Here is a 19,211-nt window from a genome sequence, read left to right on the forward strand (position 1 = left end):
GCTTTGCAGAGATGTCTTCACCCATCCTGAAACTCATTGCCCAGCGCATTGCGCTGGGCATCCTCCTTCTGTTGGCCATCTCGGTCCTGATCTTCGCCGGCACGCAGATTCTGCCAGGCGATGTCGCGCAAGCCATTCTGGGACAATCCGCGACGCCGGAATCGCTCGCCAATCTGCGTGAGCAGCTCGGGCTGAACGACCCGGCCTATGTCAGGTATTTCCACTGGCTCGGCGGCGTCTTGACCGGCGACCTCGGCACGGCGATGTCGAGCGGGCAGGATATCGCAACCTCGATCAAGTCGCGCCTGTGGAACACACTGTTCCTCGCCTTCTGGGCGGCGATCGTGGCCGTACCGCTGGCCATCATCCTGGGCCTGATCGCGGTGCGCTACCGCAATGGCTGGGTCGACAAGCTGATCTCCGGGCTGGCACTGGCCTCGACCTCCTTCCCCGAATTCTTCATCGGCTATGTGCTGGTCTATTTCTTCGCCGTGAAGTGGCAGATCTTTCCCGGCATCTCGACTGTCTACGAAGGCATGCCCTTCGGTGAGCGGATGCAGGCGATCGCGCTGCCGGCGACGGCGCTGACGCTGGTGGTGCTCGCCCACATGATGCGCATGACGCGAGCGGCGATCCTCAATGTCATGCAGTCGGCCTATGTCGAGACGGCGGAACTGAAAGGCCTGTCGGCGTTCAACGTCATCCGCAAGCACGCCTTCCCCAATGCCATCGCGCCGATCATCAACGTCGTCATGCTCAACCTCGCCTATCTCATCGTCGGCGTCGTCGTGGTCGAGGTGATTTTCGTCTATCCCGGCATGGGGCAATATCTCGTCGATCACGTCACCAAGCGTGACGTGCCGGTGGTACAGGCCGTCGGCCTGATCTTCGCCGCCGTCTACATCAGTCTCAACATCATCGCGGACATAGCGGCGATCGTCGCCAATCCGCGTCTCCGCCATCCGAAATAGGGGGGCTGATATGCTCGATATCAAACGCATCCCCGTCCCCGCGCTGATCGGCATTGTCCTGACGGCACTGTTCGTGCTGGCGGCGATCTTCGCGCCCTGGATCTCACCGCATGACAATGCCGAAATTGTCGGCGATGTCTGGGAGCCGATATCGGCGGCGCATTGGCTGGGCACCGACAATCTCGGCCGCGATTTGCTGTCCCGGATGATCTATGGCGCCCGCATCACCTTGTTTATCGCCGTGCTGGCCACCGCGCTGTCGTTCTCGCTCGGCGCCATACTTGGCTTTTCGGCGGCCGTGTTCGGCGGCTGGTTCGATACGATCCTGTCGCGCCTCGTCGATCTCCTGATGTCGATCCCGACACTGATCATGGGCCTGGTGGTGCTCTCAGTGCTGCCAACCAACCTGGTGACGCTGATCCTGGTGATGGGCATTCTCGACTCGACGCGCGTCTATCGCCTGTCGCGCGCGGTCGCCGTCGACATCAACGTCATGGACTATGTCGAGGCCGCCAAGCTGCGCGGCGAAGGCAGCGCCTGGATCATTTTCCGCGAAATCCTGCCCAATGCGCTGTCGCCGCTGATCTCCGAGCTCGGCCTGCGCTTCATCTATGCGGTGCTGTTCCTGTCGACGTTGTCCTTTCTCGGCCTCGGCGTGCAGCCGCCGGACGCCGACTGGGGCGGCATGGTGAAGGAGAACAAGGACGGGATCGTGTTCGGCATAGGCGCCGCGCTCATTCCCGCGGCCGCGATCGCAGCACTGGCGATCTCGGTCAATCTTGTGGCCGACTGGGTGCTGAACCGCACGACAAGCCTGAAGGGAGGACGCGGATGACGGCCGACGTGAAGGCAAAGTCCACCCCTCTGCTCGATATCCGCAATTTGCGCATCGAGGCGACGGTCTATCCGCCAGGTGAGGCGCCGAAGAATATCGTGCTCGTGCACGACGTCTCGCTGACGCTGGAGAAGGGCAAGGTGCTCGGCCTGATCGGCGAATCCGGAGCCGGCAAGTCGACCATCGGCCTGTCGTCCATGGGCTATGGCCGTGGCGGCGTGCGCATCACCGGTGGCGAGGTGCTGCTCAACGGCCGCGACATCCTCAAGGGCGGCAAGGAAGGCTTCCGCAAGCTGCGCGGCCGCGAGGTCTGCTATGTCGCGCAGTCGGCGGCCGCCGCTTTCAACCCGGCGCACAGGCTGATGGACCAGGTGGTGGAAGCCACGCTGCTGCACGGGACGGCGACACGGGCGGAGGCCGAGAAACGCGCGATCGCGTTGTTCAAGAAGCTCAGCCTGCCTAACCCGGAAGCCATCGGCGAACGCTTTCCGCACCAGGTGTCAGGCGGCCAGCTGCAGCGTGTGATGACGGCGATGGCGCTGTGCTCGGAGCCTGACCTGATCGTCTTCGATGAACCGACGACGGCGCTCGACGTGACAACCCAGATCGACGTGCTGGCGGCGATCAAGGATGCCATCCGCGACACCCATGTGGCGGCGCTCTATATCACGCACGATTTGGCCGTCGTTGCCCAGGTCTCGGACGAGATCATGGTGCTGCGCCATGGCCGGCTGGTCGAATGGGGCGGCACCCGCCAGATCATCAAGGAACCGCGCCAGGAATACACCAACGCCCTGGTTTCGGTGCACGAGATCGAACATGCCGAGCAGAACCCCGGCACCACGCCGTTCCTGTCGGTCAAGAACGTCACCGCTGCCTATGGCGGCGGCCAGGTCAAGGTGCTGAAGAACGTCTCGGTCGATATCTACCCCGGCCAGACATTGGCCGTGGTTGGCGAATCCGGCTCCGGAAAATCGACGCTGGCGCGCGCCATAACCGGACTTTTGCCACCCGAGCAGGGCACCGTCACGTTCGACGGACGCCCGTTGGCCAACCGGCTTGCCGACCGGCCGAAGGAGGATTTGCGCCAGCTGCAGATGATCTATCAGATGGCCGACGTGGCGATGAACCCGCGCCAGACCGTCGGCACCATCATCGGCCGGCCGCTCGAATTCTATTTCGGCATGCGCGGCAAACAGCGCGATGCCCGCGTCGCCGAACTGCTCGACAAGATCGAAATGGGCAAGGGCTTTGTCGACCGTTACCCGGCCGAGCTTTCCGGCGGCCAGAAACAGCGTGTTTGCATCGCCCGCTCGCTCGCGGCAAAACCCAAGCTGATCATTTGCGACGAGGTGACCTCGGCGCTTGACCCCTTGGTGGCGCACGGCATCCTGAAGCTTCTGCTTGAACTGCAGAAGGAGGAGAACGTCGCCTATCTGTTCATCACCCACGATCTGGCGACGGTGAAGTCGATCGCCGATTCGATCGCTGTGATGTATCGCGGCGAGGTGGTGCGCTATGGTTCGAAGAGCAAGGTGCTGACGCCCCCCTTCGATGACTACACCGACCTTCTCTTGTCATCGGTCCCGGAGATGGAGATCGGCTGGCTGGAAAAGGCGATCAAGGGGCGGCGCATGGCCAGCGCCGGGAACTAGCGCAGTTCACGGTTTCACGGGAACGGTGAACTGCTCTATCTCTTTGTTTTTATGCAATTCCGGATGGAAAAACCGTTCACACTTTTCCTGGAATTGCTCTAGGCACCCAGCGATCCGCCAACCAGGGGGGATGGCGGCCGTCATCCGCATGCAACACTAGGGCGCCACACGTCCTTTGGACGGGCGCCACTGGTGCGGCGTTGTTTCAACAAGGGGTAGGACATGAAGACTGAACTCGATCATCTCGCCGATCTCGCTGGCCAGGGCCGGATATCGCGTCGCGACTTTCTTGGCCGCACCGCGGCGCTCGGCGTGTCCGCCGCGCTGGCAACGACGCTGGCCGGGAGGGCCTTCGCGCAGAGCCCGGTCAAGGGCGGCATCATCAAGGCCGGCCTGCAGGGCGGTGAATCGACCAACAGCCTCGACCCTGCCCTGAACCTCAGCCAGGTCACCTACAGTTTCAGCAAGCAGTGGGGCGAGTATCTTGCCCGGTTAACCCCAGACAACAAGCTGGTAAACCTGATCGCCGAAGACATCGGCGCTTCCAAGGACGCCAAGACGTGGACGATCAAGGTCCGTGACGGCATTGAATTCCACAATGGCAAGACGGTAAACGCCGAAGACGTTGCCGCCACCATCGAGCGCCATGCCGACGAGAAGTCGAAGTCGGGCGCGCTCGGTATCCTCAAGAACATCAAGGGCGTCAAGGCGAGCGGCAAGGAAGTGATCGTCACGCTCGGCGATGCAGACGCCGACTTCCCCTATCTGATGGCCGACTACCATCTCGTCATCCAGCCGAATGGCGGCAAGGACAACCCGAATGCCGGCATCAGCGCCGGTCCCTACAAGGTCACCGTCAACCAGCCGGGCGTACGCCATGGCGGCGAACGCTTTGCCAACTACTGGCAGGGCGACAAGGCCGGCCATGCCGACCAGGTCGAGATCGTCGTCATCAACGACGCGACGGCGCGTCTCGCTGCCCTCCAGGGCGGTCAGGTCCACATGATCAACCGCGTCGAGCCGAAGGTTGTCGATCTGGTCAAGCGCATTGCCGGCGTAAGTATCGAGAACGTGTCTGGCAAGGGCTACTACCCGTTCAACATGTTCTGCGACACCGCACCCTTCGACAGCAACGATCTGCGTATGGCGCTCAAGCTCGCCATGGACCGCGAGGAAATGCTGGAGAAGATCCTGCGCGGCTACGGCTCGGTGGGCAACGACTTCCCGATCAACGAAGCCTACCCGCTGTTTACCGCCATCGAGCAGCGCAAATTCGATCCGGAAAAAGCCGCCGCCCTCTACAAGAAGTCGGGCCATAGCGGCTCGGTCCTGCTGCGTACCTCCGATGTCGCCTTCCCCGGCGCCGTCGACGCCGCCCAGCTCTATCAGCAGAGTGCGGCCAAAGCCGGGATCAAGATCGAGATCAAGCGCGAGCCCGGCGATGGCTACTGGTCCGAGGTGTGGAACAAGAAGCCCTTCTCGCTCTCCTATTGGGGCGGCCGCGCCACGCAGGACCAGATGTATTCCACCGGTTACGTCTCGACAGCCGACTGGAACGACACGCGCTTCAGGCGGCCGGGATTCGACAAGATGCTGTTCACCGCGCGCGGCGAGCTCGACCAGGACAAGCGCAAGGCGATCTACCACGACATGGCGGTCATGATGCGCGACGAAGGCGGATTGATCGTGCCCTTCTTCAACCAGTTCATCGACGCGGCCGCCACCAACAAGATCAGCGGATGGGTCAAGAACCCGATCGGCGAAATGATGGATGGGTACGCGCTGGGAGAATGCTGGCTGAACGCCTGACATCTGTCTCATATTGAAAAGCGCCGCGTGTCCGAACGACACGCGGCGCGCTCGTTTCAACAGACAAACGCGTGGAGCAACCGGTGGCGATCCAATCCAAGCTTCTGCTGATCATCCTCGATGGCGTTCCCTACCGCAACTGGCGCCGGCTGATGGGCAATCTCGAGGGTTGGGTGCAATCGGGCGAGGCGCGGGTGTGGAAGATGCGCTCGGTGCTGCCGTCGACCTCGGCCTGCTGCTATGCCTCGATCCACACCGGCGTTTCGCCGCAGGTGCACGGGATCCTGTCCAACGAAAACCGGTTTCGCGTCGGACAGCCCGATATCTTCTCGGAAGTCAGCAAGGCCGGCGGCAGGACCGGCGCGGTTACCCATTCCTACTGGTCTGAATTCTTCCGTTCCTATCCCTTCGACCTCGTCGAGGACATGGAATATGACGAGCCCGGCGGACCGATCACGCATGGCCGCTTCCACACCATGACCGGCTATAATCTCAAGAACCAGATGACGCCGAGCGATGTCGACCTGTTCGCGACGCTGACCATGCTCACCCGGCGCCACGGCATTGACTACGGCATCCTGCACACCTGCACGCTGGACTCGATGGGCCATCGCTTCGGTCACGACTGCCACGAGATGGACCATGCCTGCTACGCCATGGACGGCATGCTGGCGGCCTTCCTGCCGGGCTGGATCGAAGCCGGCTATGAGGTCATGGTCACCGCCGACCATGGCCAGACCGACCGCGGTCACCATGGCGGCCATGACGACGAGATGCAGGATTTCGCACTGTATTATTTCGGACAAGGCAAAGGGCCGGAAGCCGACACGCTGCTCGACCAGTTGCAACTGGCGCCAACGGTGTTGAGCCGGCTGGGCGTGCCGGTGCCGGCGACGATGAAGGCGAAGGCTTTTCTCACCTGATCGGGCGGCTGGCGCCTCCCGCATCCGCCTGCCGGCACCTTCTCCCCCTAAACGGCGCGAAGGGGTGCTCTGGCAACCGCCCCGCTCTTCGGTTAGCCTCCCAAAATTCCTTGGCGGAGGATGAACCTTTTTGGACCGATCGGCGACAGAGCAAACAGGAGCCAGGCGGCTCGACCGGCCATGACAGCGGCGACGGAGACCGATCGCGCGCTTGTCGACCGGGTCGCGAAGGGCGACCGGGCCGCCGTGCGGCTCCTGTTCATGCGTCACCACGCGCGGGTCTACCGCTTCGTGGCGCGCCAGACGGGATCGGAAATGATGGCTGACGATATCGCCAACGAGGTGTTTCTCGAACTGTGGCGCCAGGCGCCGGGTTTCGAAGGGCGCTCCGAAGTCTCGACATGGCTGCTCGGCATCGCCCGCTTCAAGGCGCTGTCGCTGCTGCGCAAGAAGAAGGAAGACTGGATCGACGACGAGGCCGCCGCCGCGGTGCCCGACAGCGCCGACACGCCCGAGGTCGTCACCATGAAGGAGGATAAGGCCGCCGCCTTGCGCCGCCTGATTGACGCCCTGCCCGAGGAGCACCGCACGGTGATCGACCTCGCCTATTATCAGGGCCAGTCGGTGACCGAGATCGCCGAGGTGCTCGACATTCCGGTCGCGACCGTCAAGACCCGTATGTTCTACGCCCGCAAGAAACTCGGCGAAGCCCTGAAGGCCGCCGGTTACGACAGGGGGTGGCCATGAGCGCCGCTGAAAAGATGTCGCGCCGCGACGAAATGGAAACGCTGCTGCCGTTCTACCTGAACGGTTCGCTGGAAGGTTCGGATCTGGAAGCCGTCGAGGAATGGCTGGCCAACGATCCCTCGGCACTTGCCGCACTTGGCGAGGCGGAAGCCGAGTTCTCCGGCACGGCGGCGGCCAATGAGGCGATCCGCCCGCCGGCCGATGCGCTCAGCCGCTTCGCCAAGGCGCTGGACGCGGAGGCCGGGCCTGCACGCAGGCCGGCAGGATCGTCCTGGCTGGCGCAGGCCTGGGCCCGTTTCATGGCGGTGCCGGTCGGCGTCGCCTGGGCGGCGGCCGCGGTTCTGCTGGCCTTGATCGCGGTGCAGTCCCTGGTGCAGCCCGGCGGCAAGGGCGGCAATTTCGAAATCGCCGGCGCACAAGACGATCTGGCCAAATTGCCGTTTGCGCTGGTCAAGTTCAAGCCGGACGCCAGGATGGCCGACATTGCCGTCTTCCTCGACGCCAACAAGCTCAAGATCATCGGCGGACCGACCGCCGATGGCATCTTCAGGCTCGCCATTCCGGCGACGACAGCCGCCGACTACGAGAAGGCGCGCAGCCTTATTGCCGCCCAGCCTTTCGCCGAGACTGTGATCGAGGGAAGGAAACCTGTTGATGGCGGCTGAGGCGGTCATCCGATTTGCGGCTGTCCTTGCGGCGGCGATGACAATCGCCGCCGTGCCTGTGTCGGCGCAGACCAACGACGGCAATCCCGAGCGGGCCAAAATCGATTGCAGCAACGAGGCCAATGCAATGGCGGCCGACTGCGTCAAGGACGGCGGCGCCACCAAAGGCGGGTCGAGTGCGGCCCAGGCCAGCGCCGTTTTTCTGCCCGCCTTGATCGTCGACCTTTTCCCCAATCCGGCCGCCCCTCCTGCACCGGTGCCGGCACCACGGCCGGAGCCCGCGACTTCCCCCGGGGGCAACCAGGCCGGCCCGCCAGCCAGTGGACCGATCGTCTCGCCGACCGATCTTATCGCCGTCCAATCGCGGCGCGCCGTGACCGGGGACTTCGTGCCGGACGAGGTGCTGGTGACGGTCGATGGCGATGCCGGCGCCGTGCAGCAGATTGCCGCTTCCTTCGGCCTAGAAGTGCGCTCGCAGCGCCAGTCCAGGCTGCTTGGCGCCACTTTGGTGCGTTTCGGCATTCCCGATGGCCGGCCTGTCGGCGTGGTGCTGGCGCAGCTAGCCGCCGACGGCCGCACGCGGCGCCGCGAGCCCAACCACATCTACTCGCTGCAGCAGGCGGCCGGCATCGTCAACTATGCCTTCGACCGCATCGCGCTCGACGCCAAACAGGCCAGCGGCGAGAACGTGCGCGTCGCCGTCATCGATACCGGCATCGACGACAGCAATCCGGCGCTTGCCGGCGTCATCGCCGCGCAGTTCGACGCCATGCCCGACGTGCCGATCGAAAAGCGCGACCACGGCACTTCGATCGACGGTCTGATTGCCGGCGTCGGCCCGCTGGAAGGCATGGCGCCGGGCGCCAGGATCTACCATGCGCGCGCCTTCGAGGGCGGCAAGTCGACCATGGACGTCATCCTGTCGGCGCTCGACTGGGCGGCGGACCAGAATGTCAGCATCATCAATATGAGCTTCGTCGGACCGAAAAACGACCTGCTCGGCACTGCCTGCCGCAATGCACGGGCGCTTGGCATGGTGCTGGTGGCGGCGGCCGGCAATAACGGGCCGAAGGCGCCCTATGGCTATCCGGCCGCCTTTGACGGCGTCATCGCCGTGACCGCCACCGACGCCAAGGACGGGCTCATGCCGCAGGCCAATCGCGGCGCCTATGTGTTCATCTCGGCGCCGGGCGTCGACATGGTGGCGCCGAGCGGCGCCGGCTCGGATGTCGTCACGGGCACCTCGTTTGCCGCGGCAATCGTCAGCGGCGCCATCGCCAACCTCATCCATGCCACGCCCGACCGCTCGGCCGACGACATCGAGAAGGCGCTTGCGGCGACCGCGAAGGATCTCGGGCTTAAGGGGCGCGACAATGATTTCGGCTACGGCCTGCTGGACATCAAGGCTGCAGGGACGGCGAAGGAATAGCCAACGACGGCTCAGGCCGCGCTTTGCCGGGACGAAGCAGGAACCAGAACGCGGCGATGTGCGTGATCATCAGCAGCGGCACGTAGACGATGGGAATCGCATAGGTGGCTCCCAACTGCTCCGCATGCTCGGGAAGGTCGGTCTGGATGGCGTGGTAATAGTCGACGACAAGGTCGGCCATTCCGACAACATTGAAGGCGACGACGAATGCCCAGAAGAGCAGGCGAACTCTGACCGTCAGCAATGCCAGCATGGCCAGCACCCCGGTGGCGAAGTCGCCATAGGCGGCGAACATGGCGAAGCCGGCAGGCAGATTGGGGCCGACCACGCCCGGAAGCAGGAACACGAGACCGAAGAAGCGGAAACTGTGCAGCGTGGCAATGGCGCGTTGCGCCGCCATGCGATCCATCGAGTCCAGCCATGGCAGGCCATATGCACCGAAGCAAAGCAGCCATGCGACATAGCCCAGGACGAGTTGGATCTGGAACAGCATCGGCGTTGACATCGGTTTCCTCGCAACAGGTGGTCATGCGGTCCCGCGCACTTCGACCGTTAGCTAAGACTGCTTTCATAGTTCGGCCATCCGCTGTAATCAGAACAGCCTATGAAGCAGAGATACACAATCCGGCACGGTGCGTTGGACGGGGTCGAGGTGTTCCTGGCCGTCGCGCGGCATCGTAACTTCCGCCGTGCCGCGGCCGAACTGACGGTAACGCCGTCCGCGGTAAGCCAGGCGGTGCGCGCGCTGGAAGCCCGCATCGGTGCGGCCCTGTTTGCCCGCACGACCCGAAGCGTCGGCCTGACCGAGGCTGGCCAGCGGTTCCTCGACCGCGCCGGACCTGCCTTCGAGGAGATCATGGCCGCAGGCGAGGTCGCCCGCGATGTCGGCCAGCGGCCGACCGGGCTTTTGCGACTGTCCGTGCCCCGCGCGGTCGTGCCGCTGATCCTGGAGCCTATGATCGCGTCGTTCTGCCGGGCCTATCCCGAGATCGAACTGGAGATCGCCGCCAGCGACGAGATGGTCGATCTCGCCGCTGGCGGATTCGATGCCGGCATCCGGCTGGGCCAGCTCATAGCGCCCGACATGATCGCGGTGCGGCTGACGCCGCCCTTCTCCTTCGTGGTCGTCGGCAGCCCGGACTATCTCGAGCGCCACGGCCAGCCAGAACAGATCACCGATCTGCGCCACCACGCCTGCCTGCGACTGCGCCGCGCGAACGGCGCCGTCGCACCCTGGTCCTTCGCCGACGGCAGCGGGGCGATCGAGGCGGTCGTCTCGGGCCCGCTGATCGCGCATGACTATCCAACCTTGCTGGGGGCCGCGATCCAAGGCGTCGGCCTGGCGCAGACGCCTCGGCCTGTCGCCGACGGCGCAATAGAACAGGGGAAACTCAAACCGGTGCTGGAGGACTTTGCCGGCGCGACCCCGGGCGTCTTCCTCTATCATCCAGGCAAGCGTCAGGTCCTGCCGAAGCTGCGCGCCTTCATCGATCATCTTAAATCCGCGGGCTGAGACAACGGGCAGAGGCAGCGCAGAAGTCGTTCCAGCAATTGACCCCGCTGGCGAGTGGTCAGGCCGGCGCGCCGGCGACCGATCCCCTGACCACCAGGTCGACCGGCCAGACCTCGCCGCGCGCGCCCTCCTCCAGTCCCGATATCCGCGCCGCCAGCCGCTCGGCGATGCGTGCGCCGGCCAGCCGGATCGACGAGCGCGTCGTGGACAGCGGCACGGAAAAATTCTCCGGCTTCAGCCAGGGAAAAACGTCGTCATGGGCAATCAGCGAGACGTCGCCGGGAATGCTGAGGCCAAGGTCGCGCACCGCGCGCACGACGCCGAGCGCCATGATCAAACTGGAACAGGCGATTGCCGTCGGCGCGTCGTCCTGTTCGAGCAGGCGCCGGGCGGCGCGATAGCCGTTCTCCTCGGTCATGACGAGCGAGCAGACATGGCGATCGTCCAATGCCAGGCCACTCGCGGCCAGCGCCCGGCGCAGGCCGCGCTCGCGGTGGATGGCAAAGGTCTCGCGGTCGTCGCCGTTGATCAGCGCCAGCCGGCGGTGGCCAAGCTGGACGAGCAGCCGCGCGGCTTCGTGGAAGGCGCCTTCATTGTCGATGTCGAGAAAGGGATAGTCGAAATTCAGGCCCTCGCTGCGGCCATGGACGATGAAAGGAATGCCGAGCGTGTTGACCAGCGCCACGCGCCGGTCCTGCGGCCTCGGCGAAGAGATGTAGACGGCATCGACCTGCCGGTTGGCGACGATGCGGCGGTAGGTCGTTTCCTGGTCATCGGCATCGGTCGGTGACAGGACAAGGTCGAGCTCGTGCGAGCGGGCATAGTCGCCAAGACCGGACAGGAATTCGACGAAATGGGGATCGATGTCGACGGCTGCACCCGTCGGCAGGACATAGCCGATCATTCCGGACTTACCCGTGGCCAGCCGGCGCGCACTCGGATTGGGGCGATAGCCGTGGCGCTTGGCTGCGTCCATGACACGCCTGCGGGTTTCCTCGTTGACTTCGGGATAGCCGTTCAGCGCCCGGCTTACCGTGGTCTGGGAAAGCGCCAGCATATGCGCGAGTTGCTTGAGGTTCACGAGAGGCCTCCCTGCCTCAAAGCGCTTTTAAATTGAATCGACCCAAACGCCACAAGGGCGTGGCCAACTCCAAATGGACCATAAGCGTGCCGGGGCCCGGTTTGAAACGAAAATTGCTGCTGCAGTGCCGAAAAAGCATGTTGCGGTGCAAATTTTTGGACCCTGGCAGACGGCGACTAAATCGATTAGTTCCTGCTCCCCCTTGACACCCGCCCGATTCAGTGGCGAGATCAACAAAGCCAAAGCGCTTTGGAAGACTGTTCGAAAGGTTGCGGTTCCCTTGCGACTGAGTCACAGTCCTGCGGCGTCGGCGGGCGGAATGGAGGTTCCGTCCGGTGTGTATGACCCACTGGGAGGAATACCGATGAAGAAAATGCTTTTGCTGGGTGTTGCGTCTGCCGCATTCGCCCTGAGCGCGCCCGCGCATGCCGAACTGAAGTTCAAGCCGGGCGAGGACAAGCGCTTCAACTGGGCGAATTACGAGGACCTCAAGAAAGTCGACCTCAAGGGCGAGACCCTGACCATCTTCGGACCGTGGCGTGGCGAGGACGAGACGCTTGTCCGGTCGGTACTTGATTATTTCTCCGAAGCCACCGGCGCAGAGGTCAAATATTCCTCGTCCGAGAACTACGAGCAGCAGATCGTCATCGACACCCAGGCCGGCAGCCCGCCCAACATCGCCGTCCTGCCGCAGCCGGGCCTCATCCAGGACCTCGCTTCCAAGGGCGTGCTGACCCCGCTCGGCGACGACGTCGCAGCCTGGGTCAAGGAGAATTACGCCGCCGGCGACTCCTGGGCCAAGCTCGGAACTTACAACGGCAAGGACGGCAAGCCAGGCTTCTATGCCTTTCCCTACAAGATCGACGTGAAGGGGCTGGTCTGGTACTCGCCCGACAATTTCGAGGAAGCCGGCTACAAGGTGCCGAAGACGCAGGAAGAACTTGCCGAACTCGAGAAGAAGATCATCGCCGATGGCGGCAAGCCGTGGTGCATCGGGCTTGGTTCGGGCGGCGCGACGGGCTGGCCGGCGACCGACTGGGTCGAGGACATCATGCTGCGCACGCAGACTCCCGAAGTCTACGACAAGTGGGTGAAGAACGAGATTCCGTTCAACGACCCGGCCGTGGTCAACGCCATCGACATCTTCGGCAAGATCGCCACCGACGACAAGATGGTCGACGGCGGCGCCAAGGCGGTCGCGGCGACCGACTTCCGCGACAGCCCGAAGGGCCTCTTTACCGTACCGCCGAAGTGCTACATGCACCATCAGGCATCGTTCATCCCCTCCTTCTTCCCGGAGGGCGTGAAGCTTGGCCAGGATGCGGACTTCTTCCCCTACCCGCCCTACGCCGCCAAGCCGGAACTCGGGACGCCGCTGGAAGTCGCCGGAACGCTGGTGATGATCACCAAGGATTCCAAGGCATCGCGCGAATTCATCAAGTTCCTGCAGATGCCGCTCGCGCATGAATTGTGGATGGCACAGAAGAGCTTCGTCACACCCTTCAAGGGGGCCAACAAGGACGCCTATGGCAGCGATGCGCTGAAGAAGCAGGGCGAGATCCTGGTCGGCGCCACGACGGTGCGCTTCGACGGCTCCGACCTGATGCCCGGCAAGGTCGGCGCCGGCTCGTTCTGGACTGGCATGATCGACCTGGTCGGCGGCAAGTCCGCCCAGGACGTCGCCACCGACATCCAGAAGAGCTGGGACGCCATCAAATAGGCCGCTCCGGCGCGACCTGATCTTTCCTCATCTTGCTGCTGGATCCGGGCTACGGCCCGGATCCGACCGGCGGGGCACGCCGGAAGCTTCGCGTTTCGATTGTTCCGAATAACTGAAAGTCGGCGCATTGGTCGCCAGCATCGCTGGCCGGTCACGCGCAGGGAGAGGGACCCATGGCGGCTCAGATTTTCTCGGCAATATTCGTCATCATCATCGGCGTCGGCGGCTGCGTCGCCTATTTCTGGGGCGCCAACAAACTGCTTGACCTGATCTTCCCCGCGCGCGGGGTGTCCGGAACGGCCGCCGTCAACAATCTGCGCCGGCAGGGATTGGTGCGGCCCTGGTTGTTCGTGGGTCCGGCGCTGATCATCCTGACCATCTACCTGGTCTATCCGGTGATCGCGACGCTGTGGCTGTCCTTCTTCGATCGCGGCGGCACGAGTTTCGTGGGATTCGCCAACTATGAATGGGCGCTGCGCGATCCGGATCTGCGAAACGCCATCCGCAACAACATATTGTGGCTGGCGGTGGTGCCGGCGGCCTGCACCTTCCTCGGCCTGATCATCGCCGTGCTCACCGACAAAATATGGTGGGGAACGATCGCCAAGAGCCTGATCTTCCTGCCGCTGGCCATCTCCTTCGTCGGCGCCAGCGTGATCTGGAAGTTCATCTACGAGTATCGTGGCCAGGGCCAGATCCAGATCGGCCTGCTCAACGCCATCATCCAGTATTTCGGCGGCCAGCCGCAGGTCTGGATATCGCTGCCGTTCTGGAACAACTTCTTCCTGATGGTCATCCTGATCTGGATCCAGACCGGCTTCGCCATGGTCATCCTGTCCTCGGCGCTGCGCGGCATCCCCGAAGAAACACTGGAAGCCGCGGTCATAGACGGCGCCAATCCGTTCCAGATCTTCTGGAAGATCATGGTGCCACAGATCTGGGGCACCATCGCGGTGGTATGGACCACCATCACCATCCTGGTGCTGAAAGTGTTCGACATCGTCCTGACCATGACCAACGGTCAATGGAACAGCCAGGTGCTGGCCAATCTGATGTTCGACTGGATGTTCCGCGGCGGCGGCGATTTCGGCCGCGGCGCGACCATAGCCATCATCATCATGATTGCCGTCATTCCGATCATGGTCTGGAACATCCGCCAGGCCAACAAAGAGACGGGAGGGCACTGAGATGGCCGTCGCGACCGGAAATTCCTTCGCCAGCCGTTTCGGCGTCCATATCGCAGTGCTCGTCTTCGTGGTGATCTGGACCATCCCGACGCTCGGCATCCTCGTCTCGTCGCTGCGCGACAAGGACCAGATCATCGCCTCGGGTTGGTGGAATTCCTTCGCCAGTTCCAGCCAGACGGAAGCCGGGCGACTGCCGGCCGCCTCCACACAGGTAGAAAAGGACGGCAAGTTCGTTCTCCAGGGCAACATCTTCGGCGACGGGGCCAAGCGCGCGATAAGCGCCTTCGGCGTCAAGGCGGCGGCACCGACGCAGTATCCTGCCGGCACATCAGCCGATCTCGGTGACGGCGTGACCCTCCAGATCAACGCCGACGGCAGCTTCGTCATGGCCTCGCCAAAGGCGTTCGAGGGCGACAGGGGCCAGCGCGTCTACTACGCTTCGTCGGCGCCGCCGAAATTCACCACCGACAATTATCAGACCGTGCTGTTTTCCGAAGGCATCGGCCGCTCCTTCATGAATTCGCTAACGGTCACCATCCCGGCGACCGTCATCCCGATCCTGATCGCGGCCTTTGCGGCTTACGCACTGGCCTGGATGCGCTTTCCAGGCCGCGCGCTCCTGATCGCCGTCGTCATCGGCTTGCTGGTGGTGCCGCTGCAGATGTCGCTCATTCCACTGCTGAAGCTCTACAATGGCGTCGGCACGTTCTTCGGCGTGCCGTCCAAGACCTACCTCGGCATCTGGCTGGCGCATACCGGCTTCGGACTGCCCTTCGCCATCTACCTCTTGCGAAGCTATATTGCCGGCCTGCCGCGCGAGATCATGGAATCGGCGCGCATCGACGGCGCCAGCGATTTCGAGATCTTCGTCAAGATCGTGCTGCCGCTGTCCTTCCCGGTGCTTGCCTCCTTCGCCATCTTCCAATTCCTGTGGGTATGGAACGATCTCCTGGTGGCAATGGTTTTCCTCGGAACGGCGCCCGATCAGATCGTGCTGACGGCCAAGCTCAATGCTCTGCTTGGCTCGCGTGGCGGTAACTGGGAGATCCTGACGACATCGGCCTTCATCACCATCATCGTGCCGCTGATCGTCTTCTTCTCGCTGCAGCGTTATTTCGTCCGCGGGCTGCTGGCCGGCTCGGTGAAAGGAGGTTGAGACCATGCAATCGGCTTTGAAGGCGACTTCGAAACCAGACCCCGCCATCGACCGCGACTGGTGGCGGGGCGCGGTGATCTACCAGATCTATCCGCGCAGCTATCAGGATTCCAATGGCGACGGCATCGGCGACCTCAAGGGCATCATCGGCAGGCTGCCCTACATTGCCGCCCTTGGCGCGGACGCCATCTGGATCTCGCCTTTCTTCAAATCGCCAATGAAGGATTTCGGCTATGACGTCTCGGATTATTGTGACGTCGACCCGATGTTCGGTACGCTGGCGGATTTCGATGCGCTGACGGCGGAGGCGCACCGACTGGGCCTCAAGGTGATGATCGACGAGGTGCTGTCGCATACCGCCGACATCCACCCCTGGTTCAAGGAAAGCCGCTCGAGCCGCACCAATCCCAAGGCCGACTGGTATGTCTGGGCGGATGCGAGACCCGATGGCACGCCGCCCAACAACTGGCTGTCGATCTTTGGCGGCTCGGCCTGGCAATGGGACACCAGCCGCCAGCAATACTACCTGCACAATTTCCTGGCCGAGCAGCCCGACCTCAATTTCCACAACCGCGAAGTCCAGGACGCGCTGCTCGACGTCACCCGCTTCTGGCTGGAACGCGGCGTCGACGGCTTTCGCCTCGACACCATCAATTTTTACTTCCACAGCCAGGGGCTGGAAAACAACCCGCCGCTGCCGCCGGAACAGCGCAACGACCAGACGGCGCCGGCGGTCAATCCCTACAACTACCAGGACCATATCTACGACAAAAGCCGACCGGAAAACCTCGCCTTCCTCGAGCGCTTCCGCGCGCTGCTCGACGAGTACACGGCGACCGCAGCGGTCGGCGAAGTCGGCGATTCGCAACGCGGGCTGGACGTGGTCGCCGCCTATACCGCCGGCGGCAAGCGCGTGCACATGTGCTATTCCTTCGACTTCCTGGCGCCGGAAAAGATCAGTGCCGCCAAGGTCCGCTCGGTGCTGGAAGCTTTTGGCCGGGTGGCCAGCGATGGCTGGTCGTGCTGGGCGTTTTCAAACCATGACGTGATGCGACCGGCCTCGCGCTGGGCCGCCGACGAGGCGGACCCGTCGGCCTATCTCAAGGTCATCTCGGCATTGCTGATGTCGCTGCGCGGTTCGGTCTGCATCTACCAGGGCGAAGAACTCGGCCTCGGCGAGGCCGACCTGCGGTTCGAGGATCTGCAGGATCCCTACGGCATCCGTTTCTGGCCTGAATTCAAGGGCCGCGACGGCTGCCGCACGCCCATGGTGTGGGATGGCAATGCAAGGAATGGCGGCTTCTCCCAGGCAAAACCCTGGTTGCCGGTACCGGCCGAGCATCTGCCGCAGGCGGTCAACGTGCAGCAAGGCGACGAAACCTCCCTGCTTGAGCATTACCGGCGCTTTCTTTCTTTCCGCCGCGCCCATCCGGCGCTGGCCAAGGGGGACATCGCCTTCATCGAAAGCCAGGGCGACACCGTCGCCTTCACCCGCCGGTCGGGCAATGAGGAGATCGTCTGCGTCTTCAATCTGGGCGCAAGGCCGGCGAAGGTTGACCTCGGCAACCGAACCCTGCAACCTTTGCCGGGACACGGGTTCTCCGGGCAGGCGAGCACCGGGTCGGTCGAGCTCGGCGGCTATGGCGCCTGGTTCGGACGCATAGGCTGAAACATCCGAGGAATCACTGGAGGAAACCAATGGCCGATGTCAATTTGAGACAAGTGAAGAAGTCCTATGGCAATCTTAACATTCTCCACGGCATCGACCTCGACATCAAATCGGGCGAGTTCATAGTCTTCGTCGGCCCGTCGGGCTGCGGCAAGTCGACCTTGCTGCGCTCGATCGCCGGGCTCGAGGAAATCACGTCGGGTGAACTCAAGATCGACGGCCACGTGGTCAACGACGTGCCACCCTCGAAGCGCGGCATCGCCATGGTGTTCCAGTCCTATGCCCTCTACCCGCACATGACCGTCTACGACAACATGGCCTTCTCGATGAAGATCGGTGGGGAAAGCAAGGCCGAGATCGACAAAAGGGTTCGGCAAGCCGCCGAGATCCTGCAGCTGACCAAATATCTCGACCGTCTGCCCAAGGCGATGTCGGGCGGCCAGCGGCAGCGCGTCGCCATCGGCCGCGCCATCGTGCGCAATCCGAAGGTGTTCCTGTTCGACGAACCGCTGTCGAACCTTGACGCCGCATTGCGCGTCGCGACGCGCATCGAGATCGCCAAGCTCAAGGAATCGATGCCCAACACGACCATGATCTACGTCACGCACGACCAGGTCGAGGCGATGACACTGGCCGACCGCATCGTCGTGCTGAAGGACGGGCACATCGAGCAGGTCGGCACGCCCATGGAACTCTACAAGAACCCCGGCAACCTCTTCGTCGCCCAGTTCATCGGCTCGCCGGCCATGAACATCCTGCCGGCGACGGTCGACAAGACGGGCAATCCGACCATCGTCAGCCATGTCGGCGGCCGCAAGGCGACGGTGCCGATCGCGACACCTGCTTCGGCAAAGGGAGCGGCGGTCAGCTTCGGCGTACGGCCGGAAGATCTCGCGATCGCCAGCGGTGCGGATTATCTGTTCGAGGGGACCGTCGATTATCTCGAACAGCTTGGCGAGGTCCAGCTGGTCTATGTCGATATCGGCCGGGCCGACCTGCCGCTGGTGACCAAGCTGCCGGGCAATGTCGAGGTCAAGCGCGGCTCGACGCTGCGGCTGACCGCCAATGCCGGCGATCTCCATATCTTCGATGCGGATGGTCGCTCCTTTGCCCTCCACGAAGCGGAAGCAAAGGCGGCCTGAAGACGGCCGTCCGGTAATGAAAGAACAAGAGCGGCGGGCCTGGCCCGCCGCTCTTCTTGTCTGCACAGGCTGGTTAGTTGTTGCCGAAGAGATTGCGATCGGCACCCTGATGGGCCGGCTTCTGCACGTCGCCGGACGAGTTGAGCAGCTTGTAGACAGGCGAATCGCTGTTGCGGATCGCACCTGTATGCGACGTATCGACATTGACAGTCGACGAAGCAGTGGGCTGGTTGACGCCGTTGGAGCCATAATTGTCGCTGCCGGCGAAGGCGCTGCCGGAGACGGCCAGAACGGCGGCGGCGGCAATGAGGATCTTGTTCATTTTAGGTACTCCTGAATTTTGGAAGTCCCGCGGACCGGCGGGCCAGAGCCCACCGGCCGTGGGATGGCCGTTAATGGCCGAAGAGGTTGCGGTCGCTGCCCTGCTGGACAGGCGCCGAGGTGGCCGGAGCCGACTTGCCGATCGACGCGGTATTCGAATTGTCGGTCGAAGCGGCAGCAGCCTGATTGGCGCCGTTGGAGCCATAGTTGTCGCTGCCGGCGAAAGCGCTGCCAGAAAGGGCCAGAACGGCGGCGGCAGCAATAAGGATCTTGTTCATGTTAGGTACTCCTGAATTTTGGAAGTCCCGCTGCCGGCGGGCCAGAGCCCACCGGCCGTGGGATGGCCGTTAATGGCCGAAGAGGTTGCGGTCGCTGCCCTGCTGGACAG

General features: G+C 63.3%; 18 protein-coding genes. 14 read left to right on the forward strand and 4 right to left on the reverse strand.

Features of this window, described 5'->3' with window-relative positions; genetic code table 11:
- Window positions 1-11 precede the first annotated feature (11 nt).
- The 8 genes from FJ527_RS03455 to FJ527_RS03490 all read left to right on the forward strand — a co-directional run bounded on the left by FJ527_RS03455 (window position 12) and on the right by FJ527_RS03490 (window position 9,034).
- Window positions 12-971 (forward strand): ABC transporter permease, encoded by a 960-nt coding sequence (locus tag FJ527_RS03455; protein WP_015314326.1) that lies wholly within the window; start codon window positions 12-14, stop codon window positions 969-971.
- A 10-nt stretch (window positions 972-981) separates the two neighbouring features.
- On the forward strand, window positions 982-1,806 hold the full coding sequence (locus FJ527_RS03460) for an ABC transporter permease (RefSeq protein ID WP_140821691.1): 825 nt from the start codon (window positions 982-984) through the stop codon (window positions 1,804-1,806).
- Window positions 1,803-3,461: an ABC transporter ATP-binding protein gene (locus FJ527_RS03465; RefSeq protein WP_140615074.1), complete on the forward strand. Its 1,659-nt coding sequence runs from the start codon at window positions 1,803-1,805 to the stop codon at window positions 3,459-3,461. The genes FJ527_RS03460 and FJ527_RS03465 overlap by 4 nt, the downstream gene beginning before the upstream one ends.
- A gap of 222 nt (window positions 3,462-3,683) precedes the next feature.
- The gene (locus tag FJ527_RS03470) at window positions 3,684-5,270 is read left to right on the forward strand and encodes an ABC transporter substrate-binding protein (protein WP_140821693.1); all 1,587 of its coding nucleotides are present in this window, start codon (window positions 3,684-3,686) and stop codon (window positions 5,268-5,270) included.
- A gap of 83 nt (window positions 5,271-5,353) precedes the next feature.
- Complete coding sequence (locus FJ527_RS03475) at window positions 5,354-6,193, forward strand: alkaline phosphatase family protein (protein ID WP_140615078.1); 840 nt, start codon at window positions 5,354-5,356, stop codon at window positions 6,191-6,193.
- A 180-nt stretch (window positions 6,194-6,373) separates the two neighbouring features.
- Window positions 6,374-6,940 carry a sigma-70 family RNA polymerase sigma factor gene (locus FJ527_RS03480; protein WP_023772366.1) on the forward strand — a complete coding sequence of 189 codons (567 nt, stop codon included), beginning with the start codon at window positions 6,374-6,376 and terminating at the stop codon, window positions 6,938-6,940.
- Window positions 6,937-7,605 (forward strand): anti-sigma factor, encoded by a 669-nt coding sequence (locus FJ527_RS03485; RefSeq protein ID WP_140821695.1) that lies wholly within the window; start codon window positions 6,937-6,939, stop codon window positions 7,603-7,605. The genes FJ527_RS03480 and FJ527_RS03485 overlap by 4 nt, the downstream gene beginning before the upstream one ends.
- A complete protein-coding gene (locus FJ527_RS03490) occupies window positions 7,595-9,034 on the forward strand; it encodes a S8 family serine peptidase (RefSeq protein WP_140821697.1) in 1,440 nt (479 codons plus the stop codon). The genes FJ527_RS03485 and FJ527_RS03490 overlap by 11 nt, the downstream gene beginning before the upstream one ends.
- Here the strand turns inward: FJ527_RS03490 and FJ527_RS03495 are convergent.
- A complete protein-coding gene (locus FJ527_RS03495; protein ID WP_140660089.1) occupies window positions 9,006-9,539 on the reverse strand; it encodes a hypothetical protein in 534 nt (177 codons plus the stop codon). The two genes, FJ527_RS03490 and FJ527_RS03495, sit on opposite strands and share 29 nt — an antisense overlap.
- Window positions 9,540-9,638: 99 nt before the next feature.
- Here FJ527_RS03495 and FJ527_RS03500 point away from each other — a divergent pair, with 99 nt between their 5' ends.
- Window positions 9,639-10,547 (forward strand): LysR family transcriptional regulator, encoded by a 909-nt coding sequence (locus FJ527_RS03500; protein WP_140821699.1) that lies wholly within the window; start codon window positions 9,639-9,641, stop codon window positions 10,545-10,547.
- Window positions 10,548-10,605: 58 nt separating this feature from the next.
- On the opposite strand, the gene FJ527_RS03505 is transcribed toward FJ527_RS03500, so the two are convergent.
- A complete protein-coding gene (locus FJ527_RS03505) occupies window positions 10,606-11,628 on the reverse strand; it encodes a substrate-binding domain-containing protein (RefSeq protein ID WP_140821701.1) in 1,023 nt (340 codons plus the stop codon).
- A 364-nt stretch (window positions 11,629-11,992) separates the two neighbouring features.
- On the opposite strand from FJ527_RS03505, the gene FJ527_RS03510 reads away from it, so the two are divergent.
- From FJ527_RS03510 to ugpC, 5 genes are all read left to right on the forward strand, one after another.
- A complete protein-coding gene (locus tag FJ527_RS03510; RefSeq protein WP_015314336.1) occupies window positions 11,993-13,348 on the forward strand; it encodes an ABC transporter substrate-binding protein in 1,356 nt (451 codons plus the stop codon).
- Window positions 13,349-13,521: 173 nt separating this feature from the next.
- Window positions 13,522-14,535 carry a sugar ABC transporter permease gene (locus FJ527_RS03515; RefSeq protein WP_015314337.1) on the forward strand — a complete coding sequence of 338 codons (1,014 nt, stop codon included), beginning with the start codon at window positions 13,522-13,524 and terminating at the stop codon, window positions 14,533-14,535.
- A 1-nt stretch (window position 14,536) separates the two neighbouring features.
- Entirely contained in the window at window positions 14,537-15,691 is a 1,155-nt protein-coding gene (locus FJ527_RS03520; RefSeq protein ID WP_015314338.1) for a carbohydrate ABC transporter permease, read from the forward strand.
- Between the two features lie 4 nt (window positions 15,692-15,695).
- Complete coding sequence (locus tag FJ527_RS03525; protein WP_015314339.1) at window positions 15,696-17,360, forward strand: alpha-glucosidase; 1,665 nt, start codon at window positions 15,696-15,698, stop codon at window positions 17,358-17,360.
- 29 nt (window positions 17,361-17,389) lie between these two features.
- A complete protein-coding gene (ugpC, locus tag FJ527_RS03530) occupies window positions 17,390-18,502 on the forward strand; it encodes a sn-glycerol-3-phosphate ABC transporter ATP-binding protein UgpC (protein ID WP_015314340.1) in 1,113 nt (370 codons plus the stop codon).
- A 73-nt stretch (window positions 18,503-18,575) separates the two neighbouring features.
- Here ugpC and FJ527_RS03535 read toward each other — a convergent pair whose 3' ends face one another.
- Together FJ527_RS03535 and FJ527_RS03540 are read right to left on the reverse strand one after the other, a co-directional pair.
- Window positions 18,576-18,824, reverse strand: coding sequence for a DUF680 domain-containing protein (locus FJ527_RS03535; protein ID WP_015314341.1), 249 nt, complete (start codon window positions 18,822-18,824; stop codon window positions 18,576-18,578).
- A 70-nt stretch (window positions 18,825-18,894) separates the two neighbouring features.
- Window positions 18,895-19,101: a DUF680 domain-containing protein gene (locus FJ527_RS03540; RefSeq protein ID WP_015314342.1), complete on the reverse strand. Its 207-nt coding sequence runs from the start codon at window positions 19,099-19,101 to the stop codon at window positions 18,895-18,897.
- Window positions 19,102-19,211: the final 110 nt, after the last annotated feature.

It is taken from the genome of Mesorhizobium sp. B2-4-18 (assembly GCF_006441385.1).
GTDB lineage: Bacteria > Pseudomonadota > Alphaproteobacteria > Rhizobiales > Rhizobiaceae > Mesorhizobium > Mesorhizobium australicum.

Excerpts from the sequence above, each read along its gene's own strand:
- FJ527_RS03455 (WP_015314326.1), top strand. The coding sequence starts at position 12 with ATGTCTTCACCCATCCTGAAACTCATTGCCCAGCGCATTGCGCTGGGC.
- FJ527_RS03460 (WP_140821691.1), top strand. The coding sequence starts at position 982 with ATGCTCGATATCAAACGCATCCCCGTCCCCGCGCTGATCGGCATTGTC.
- FJ527_RS03465 (WP_140615074.1), top strand. The coding sequence starts at position 1,803 with ATGACGGCCGACGTGAAGGCAAAGTCCACCCCTCTGCTCGATATCCGC.
- FJ527_RS03470 (WP_140821693.1), top strand. The coding sequence starts at position 3,684 with ATGAAGACTGAACTCGATCATCTCGCCGATCTCGCTGGCCAGGGCCGG.
- FJ527_RS03480 (WP_023772366.1), top strand. The coding sequence starts at position 6,374 with ATGACAGCGGCGACGGAGACCGATCGCGCGCTTGTCGACCGGGTCGCG.
- FJ527_RS03485 (WP_140821695.1), top strand. The coding sequence starts at position 6,937 with ATGAGCGCCGCTGAAAAGATGTCGCGCCGCGACGAAATGGAAACGCTG.
- FJ527_RS03490 (WP_140821697.1), top strand. The coding sequence starts at position 7,595 with ATGGCGGCTGAGGCGGTCATCCGATTTGCGGCTGTCCTTGCGGCGGCG.
- FJ527_RS03495 (WP_140660089.1), bottom strand. The coding sequence starts at position 9,539 with ATGTCAACGCCGATGCTGTTCCAGATCCAACTCGTCCTGGGCTATGTC.
- FJ527_RS03500 (WP_140821699.1), top strand. The coding sequence starts at position 9,639 with ATGAAGCAGAGATACACAATCCGGCACGGTGCGTTGGACGGGGTCGAG.
- FJ527_RS03510 (WP_015314336.1), top strand. The coding sequence starts at position 11,993 with ATGAAGAAAATGCTTTTGCTGGGTGTTGCGTCTGCCGCATTCGCCCTG.
- FJ527_RS03515 (WP_015314337.1), top strand. The coding sequence starts at position 13,522 with ATGGCGGCTCAGATTTTCTCGGCAATATTCGTCATCATCATCGGCGTC.
- FJ527_RS03520 (WP_015314338.1), top strand. The coding sequence starts at position 14,537 with ATGGCCGTCGCGACCGGAAATTCCTTCGCCAGCCGTTTCGGCGTCCAT.
- FJ527_RS03525 (WP_015314339.1), top strand. The coding sequence starts at position 15,696 with ATGCAATCGGCTTTGAAGGCGACTTCGAAACCAGACCCCGCCATCGAC.
- ugpC (WP_015314340.1), top strand. The coding sequence starts at position 17,390 with ATGGCCGATGTCAATTTGAGACAAGTGAAGAAGTCCTATGGCAATCTT.
- FJ527_RS03535 (WP_015314341.1), bottom strand. The coding sequence starts at position 18,824 with ATGAACAAGATCCTCATTGCCGCCGCCGCCGTTCTGGCCGTCTCCGGC.
- FJ527_RS03540 (WP_015314342.1), bottom strand. The coding sequence starts at position 19,101 with ATGAACAAGATCCTTATTGCTGCCGCCGCCGTTCTGGCCCTTTCTGGC.